This is a genomic window from Kitasatospora sp. NPDC001225 (assembly GCF_053597855.1).
Window position 1 is genome coordinate 1 of the sequence record NZ_JBSFJC010000247.1, and the last position, 5,830, is coordinate 5,830.

Consider the following 5,830-nt stretch of genomic DNA (forward strand, 5'->3'; position numbering starts at 1 on the left):
GGCCCGGGCGGGCCCGGCGGTCCCGGCGGGCAGGGGGGCCAGGGTGGTCAGGGCCGCCCCGGCGGTCCCGGAGGCCCCGGCGGCACCCGCCCGCCCGGTGCCCAGGCCCGGCGCTGGCCGCGGCGGCGGATCGTGAAGTGGTCGGTCTTCGGCCTGCTGATCGCCGTCATGGTGACCGCCGTCTCCACCTGGTTCTGGGCGGACTCCAAGCTCAACCACGAGAACGTGCTCGCCGACTACCCCGGCCGCCCCGCCGCGGGCAAGGGCACCAACTGGCTGATCGTCGGCTCCGACAGCCGCCAGGGCCTCACCGACTCCGAGCAGGACGACCTGCACACCGGGCACGACACCGAGGGCAAGCGCAGCGACTCGATGATGATCCTGCACGTCGGGGACAACGGGAACACCCTGATGAGCATCCCGCGCGACTCCTGGGTGCCGATCCCCGAGCACCCGGGCAGCAACGGCAAGCCGGTCAAGGGCACCACCGCGAAGATCAACTCGGCCTTCGGCAACGGCGGCGGCCGCCTCCTGGTCCAGACCGTCGAGCAGAACACCGGCATACGGATCGACCACTACGCCGAGATCGGCTTCGGCGGTTTCGTCGGCATCGTCGACTCGATCGGCGGCGTCGAGATGAAGATCGACCAGGACGTCAAGGACAAGGACTCCGGGCTCGACCTCAAGGCCGGCGACCAGACCCTCACCGGCAAGCAGGCCCTGGCCTTCGTCCGCCAGCGCCACCAGATGGCCGACCAGGACCTCGGCCGGATGCGCAACCAGCAGAAGTTCCTCGGCGCCCTCGCCCACCAGGCCGCCTCCCCGGGCAACCTGATGAACCCGTTCACCTTCTACCCGCTGGTCGACTCCGCGCTCGGCACCCTGATCGTCGACGAGGACTGCGGGCTGACCGACCTCGGCTCGCTCTTCCTCGCCATGAAGGACGTCAACGGCGGCAGCGGCAAGTCGCTGACCGTGCCGATCGGCAACCCGGACTACCGGACCAAGACCGGCGAGTCCGCCGTGCTCTGGGACGCCGGCAAGTCCAAGCAGGTCTTCGACGCCTTCAAGAACGACACCGCGGTGCCGGAGTTCAAGTAGTCGGCCACTTCACGTGACCGCTCCACCACAATGAGTGGATGCCACTCGTCACCGCACTGATCCGCCGCCGTCGCCACCGCCTCCTGGGCCGCCTGGTCCAGGAGGCGCTCGCGTTGTACGGGATGGAGGTGCCCGCCGCCTGCGAGATCGGGCCCGGGCTGATGGTCTTCCACCGCGGCTTCGGCACCGTGCTGCACCCGTACACCACCCTCGGCGCCGGCGTGACGCTCTACAACGGCGTGACCATCGGCCGGGCCGACCCCTGGGTGCCGCAGGAGGAGAGCGCGATGCGGCGGGTGGTGGTCGAGGACGGGGCGGTGCTGTGCGCGGGCGCCAAGGTGGTGTGCAAGGAGGGCGTGCTGACCGTCGGCGCGGGCACCGTCGTCGGGGCCAACGCGGTGCTCACCCGCTCGACCGGCCCCGGCGAGATCTGGGCCGGCGCACCGGCGCGCAAGGTGGGGACGCGGGCGGGCGACTGGGGGCCCGCGGCGGCGCCGGCCCGGCCCGCTCCGAGCCCCGCCTGAACGCGCGGGGGTACGGGACGTGCCATGCGGCCTATACGTACGGCAGCAGGCCGGTGCCGCACTCCGGGAAGCGGACCAGCCACTCCCCCTCGCCGCCGGCCGCCTCCTCGGTCGCGCCCGAGAAGCCGTAGTGGATCGGCTGCCCGTCGCCGCCCAGCCACCGCGCGTGGGTCAGCTGCACCGACAGCGAGGCCGGGCGGTGCGCGGCGGCGGCCGCCGACACGGGCGGCGCGGGCTGCTCCAGCACCAGCTCGTGCTCGGTCTCGCCCGGCCGGAAGGTCACCACGGTCTCGGTGCCCGGGCGGCGCGGGAAGGCGCCCGTCGGGTCCGTCCAGTACGCGGCGACCATCACCGCGAGGGTGCCCTCCAGGCTGCCGGTGTCCGGCCGCACGTACTCCTCGTCCGCGATCCAGCGGGAGTGGTGGCGGACCTCCTCCGGACCCCACCGCTCGTCCCAGCGCACCCAGTAGCCCGCCACCCGCTTGACGGTCATGCCCTCGCGGGCGACCCGGACGGCGAACCGCGCCGGGCCGACCGGCTCGCAGCCGGCCAGGGAGACCACCGTCACCTGTTCGTAGGTCACCTCGCCGTCGTCGGCGCCCTGCTCCATCATCGGTCAACCACCTTGCCGCAGAGTCGAGTTCGGCCGCGGCTGGGGCCGTGTCCGAATCGAGCGTAGGGCTCCGGCGCAGGCAGGCCGCACGATTGCCCGGTTCCGGCCCGGACGGCCGCGCTCCGGGCTACCCTGCCCGCCGCACGGCGGCGCCCGGCGCGAAAGGGGGCGGGAACCGGGCGGCGTCCGGGCGCGGGCGCGGGTACGGGGGCGGACGCGAAACCGCCCCGGAGCGGGAGATCGGAAGATCCGACGTCCCGCTCCGGGGCGGTGCGTGCCAGGTGGCGGCGGTGCTTAGGCGACCACGCCGGACTTGGCGATGGTGATCTTGGCCGAGGTGCGGCCGCTCTGCGAGCCGAGGCCCTCGATCTTCTTGACCAGGTCCATGCCCTCGAGGACCTCGCCGAAGACGACGTGCTTGCCGTCCAGCCAGTCGGTGACGATGGTGGTGATGAAGAACTGCGAGCCGTTGGTGTTGCGGCCGGCGTTGGCCATCGACAGCAGACCCGGGCGGTCGTGCTTGATCTTGAAGTTCTCGTCGGCGAACTTCTCGCCGTAGATGCTCTTGCCGCCGGTGCCGTTGTGGTTGGTGAAGTCACCACCCTGGAGCATGAAGGCCGGGATCACGCGGTGGAAGCCGGAGCCCTCGTAGCCGAAGCCGTTCTGGCCGGTGGCCAGCTCGCGGAAGTTCTGGGCGGTCTTGGGGACGACGTCGTCGTAGAGCTTGAAGACGATCCGGCCGGCCGCCTCGCCGTTGATCTCGATGTCGAAGAAAACGTTGGAAGACATGCAGGGATCATGGCACGATCGCCTGTTCCTCGCGCGTCACCCCCGGTCGGGCCGGGCCGGACACCGCTGTGTTATCCGGTTCCGCCCCCCGCGCCGGGACCGGGAAGCTACCATCGATGTCAGGTTTCCGGGCGGCCCGATCCGCGACGGCGGGCGGGGCCGGTGAACGGCGACGGCGGACGGCGACGGCGGCACGGGACGGGACGGGGTGGACGGCATGCGGATCGGCGAACTGGCCCGGCGGACGGGTGTGAGCGAGCGCTCGCTGCGCTACTACGAGCAGCAGGGCCTGCTGGCCGCCCGCCGCACCGAGGGCGGCCACCGGGAGTACCCGGAGGCCGCCGTCGACCGGGTGGTGCACATCCAGGAGCTGTTCGCGGCCGGACTGCACAGCCGGACCATCTACAAGATCCTCCCCTGCATGCGGGACTCCGACGGCAGCCCGAACGAGATCGCCACCCCGCTCCTGGTCGAGGAGCTCACCGCGGAGCGCCAGCGGATCGACCGGACGATCGACGACCTGCTCCGCTCCCGCGAGGTGCTGGACGAGGTGATCGCGACCGCCTCCGGGCAGCCGTCGGCCCCGGCCGCCTGACGTGCGGCCGTCGGCGCCCGGCATCCGGCCTCCGGTTCAGCCCCCGGCCACCGGCTTGCGGGCCAGCAGGTAGGCCTGCGGGGTCCTCTCGTCGCCCTCCGGCTCCCGGACCGTACGGGAGGTGACCGGCAGGCCGGCCTCCCGGGCCAGCTCCTCGACGTGCTCCGGCCGCAGCCGGCGGAAGTCCAGCGACACCGGCTGCCCGAACGGCCGCTCCAGGTACAGGGGCCGGTCGCCGACCTGGAAGGCGAGCATCAGGTGGCCGCCGGGGGCGAGCACCCGGGCGAACTCGGCGAACACCTCGGGGAGCCGCTCCGCCGGGGTGTGGATGATCGAGTACCAGGCCACCACGCCGGTCAACTCCCCGTCCCGGAAGGGGAGGTCGAACATCGAGCCGACGCTGAACGGCACCTCCGGGTGGGCCTTCCGGGCCAGCTCGACCATCCGCGGCGAGAGGTCGATCCCGTGCACGTCCACGCCGAGGCCGTGCAGGGGCCCGGTCATCCGGCCCGGGCCGCAGCCGACTTCGGCCGTCCTGCCGTCCGGCCGCTCGGCGCGGACCAGGTCGGCGAAGAGCGCCAGCATCGCCCGGTCCATCGGCATGCGGTCCAGCGCGTCCCGGAAGCGGTCGGTGTACTCGGTGGCGACGGCGTCGTAGAACGCCCTGGTCTCGGTGAGGAAGCCCGGCTCGGTCATGGCCCCGGACCCTACCCGGCGGCCGCCGGACCGCGGCAGGCCGTGGCGGTCCTACAACTCCCGTTCGGCGACGGCCTGGTCGCCGCTGAGCTCGCCGGTCGGGCGGAAGCCGAGGCGGGCGTAGAACTCCGCCGGGCCGTCCGGGCCCGGGTGGTAGGTGACGGTGGCGCGGGTGCCGCCGCGGCGGCGGATCTCGGCGCAGACCTGCTCGACGGCGAAGCGGCCGTACCCGCCGCGCTGCTGCCCGGCGTCGACCAGCAGCCGCCACAGGCCGGAGCGGGGGCGGTCGCCGGGGCGGTCGGGGTGGAAGACGATGTCGAAGAAGGCCATCACGAAGCCGACCGGCCGCCCGTCCTCCAGGATCAGCCGGGGCCAGGCCGTCTCCCCGTACGCGTACGCCTCGGCCAGCGACTTCACCACCGGCGCCACCAGGTGCTCCTGGTCGGGGCGGACCCGCAGGGCGAGGGCGGCGTCGACGTTCTCGGGGGTGATCGGGGCCAGGCTGAGCGTGGCGGGCGGTGCGGGCGGGGTCGTCGCGGCGGGCGTGGAGGACATGGCGGGCAGCCTACGGAGCGCGGCCGCCCGCCGTCGCACGGTTTTCCGGCCCCCGACCGCGGACGGGCGGTCGGGGGCCGTGGCTGTACGCCGGTGCGTGCCGGTGCGTGTGTGTGCGCGTTACGGGAGGTTGCGGGCCATCACGATCCGCTGGACCTGGTTGGTCCCCTCGTAGATCTGCGTGATCTTCGCGTCCCGCATCATCCGCTCCACCGGGTAGTCCCGCGTGTACCCGTACCCGCCCAGCAACTGCACCGCGTCCGTCGTGATCTCCATCGCCGCGTCCGACGCGAAGCACTTCGCCGCCGCACCGAAGAACGTCAGATCCGCGTCCCCCCGCTGCGACTTCGCCGCCGCCGCATACGTCAACTGCCGCGCCGCCTCCAGCTTCATCGCCATGTCCGCCAGCATGAACTGCACACCCTGGAACTCCGCGATCGCCTTCCCGAACTGCCGGCGCTCCCGCACATACCCGTTCGCGTAGTCCAGCGCACCCTGCGCGATCCCGATCGCCTGCGCCGCGATCGTCACCCGGGTGTGGTCCAGGGTCTTCATCGCCGTCGCGAAACCCGTCCCCTCCGCGCCGATCATCCGGTCCGCCGGGATCCGCACGTTGTCGAAGTACACCTCACGCGTCGGCGACCCCTTGATGCCCAGCTTCTTCTCCGGCGCACCGAAGGACACCCCCTCGTCGCCCTTCTCCACCACGAACGCCGAGATGCCCTTCGACCGCTTCTCCGGATCCGTCACCGCCATCACCGTGTAGAACTCGGACACCCCCGCGTTGGTGATCCAGCGCTTCACACCGTTCAGCACCCAGAAGTCCCCGTCACGCACCGCCCGGGTCTTCATCCCCGCCGCGTCCGAACCCGCCTCCGGCTCCGACAGGCAGTACGAGAACATCCCCTCGCCCCGCGCCAGCGCCCCCAGGTACTTCGCCTTCAACTCCTCCGAACC

At 72.4% G+C, this 5,830-nt stretch carries 8 protein-coding genes; 3 read left to right on the forward strand and 5 right to left on the reverse strand.

From position 1 onward, the window contains the following. Both ACWDCZ_RS38280 and ACWDCZ_RS38285 read left to right on the forward strand, forming a co-directional pair. The coding region (locus tag ACWDCZ_RS38280) for an LCP family protein (protein WP_449818355.1) at window positions 1–1,101 on the forward strand (1,101 nt) is incomplete at its 5' end. A gap of 38 nt (window positions 1,102–1,139) precedes the next feature. After that, window positions 1,140–1,625 carry an LbetaH domain-containing protein gene (locus ACWDCZ_RS38285; protein WP_049650010.1) on the forward strand — a complete coding sequence of 162 codons (486 nt, stop codon included), beginning with the start codon at window positions 1,140–1,142 and terminating at the stop codon, window positions 1,623–1,625. Between the two features lie 31 nt (window positions 1,626–1,656). Here the strand turns inward: ACWDCZ_RS38285 and ACWDCZ_RS38290 are convergent, their stop codons facing one another. Both ACWDCZ_RS38290 and ACWDCZ_RS38295 read right to left on the reverse strand, forming a co-directional pair. Then, complete coding sequence (locus ACWDCZ_RS38290; protein WP_380780389.1) at window positions 1,657–2,238, reverse strand: hypothetical protein; 582 nt, start codon at window positions 2,236–2,238, stop codon at window positions 1,657–1,659. 294 nt (window positions 2,239–2,532) lie between these two features. Next, a complete protein-coding gene (locus ACWDCZ_RS38295; protein WP_049650012.1) occupies window positions 2,533–3,027 on the reverse strand; it encodes a peptidylprolyl isomerase in 495 nt (164 codons plus the stop codon). 217 nt (window positions 3,028–3,244) lie between these two features. Between ACWDCZ_RS38295 and ACWDCZ_RS38300 the strand changes: the two genes are divergently transcribed. Then, window positions 3,245–3,622 carry a MerR family transcriptional regulator gene (locus ACWDCZ_RS38300; RefSeq protein ID WP_049650041.1) on the forward strand — a complete coding sequence of 126 codons (378 nt, stop codon included), beginning with the start codon at window positions 3,245–3,247 and terminating at the stop codon, window positions 3,620–3,622. A 36-nt stretch (window positions 3,623–3,658) separates the two neighbouring features. Here ACWDCZ_RS38300 and ACWDCZ_RS38305 read toward each other — a convergent pair whose 3' ends face one another. The 3 genes from ACWDCZ_RS38305 to ACWDCZ_RS38315 form a co-directional block, all read right to left on the reverse strand. Next, a complete protein-coding gene (locus ACWDCZ_RS38305; protein ID WP_449818356.1) occupies window positions 3,659–4,318 on the reverse strand; it encodes a class I SAM-dependent methyltransferase in 660 nt (219 codons plus the stop codon). A gap of 51 nt (window positions 4,319–4,369) precedes the next feature. Continuing rightward, window positions 4,370–4,873 (reverse strand): GNAT family N-acetyltransferase, encoded by a 504-nt coding sequence (locus ACWDCZ_RS38310; RefSeq protein WP_449814400.1) that lies wholly within the window; start codon window positions 4,871–4,873, stop codon window positions 4,370–4,372. Between the two features lie 120 nt (window positions 4,874–4,993). After that, window positions 4,994–5,830, reverse strand: an 837-nt coding sequence (locus ACWDCZ_RS38315) for an acyl-CoA dehydrogenase family protein (RefSeq protein WP_449818357.1), incomplete at its 5' end; no start/stop codon positions are given.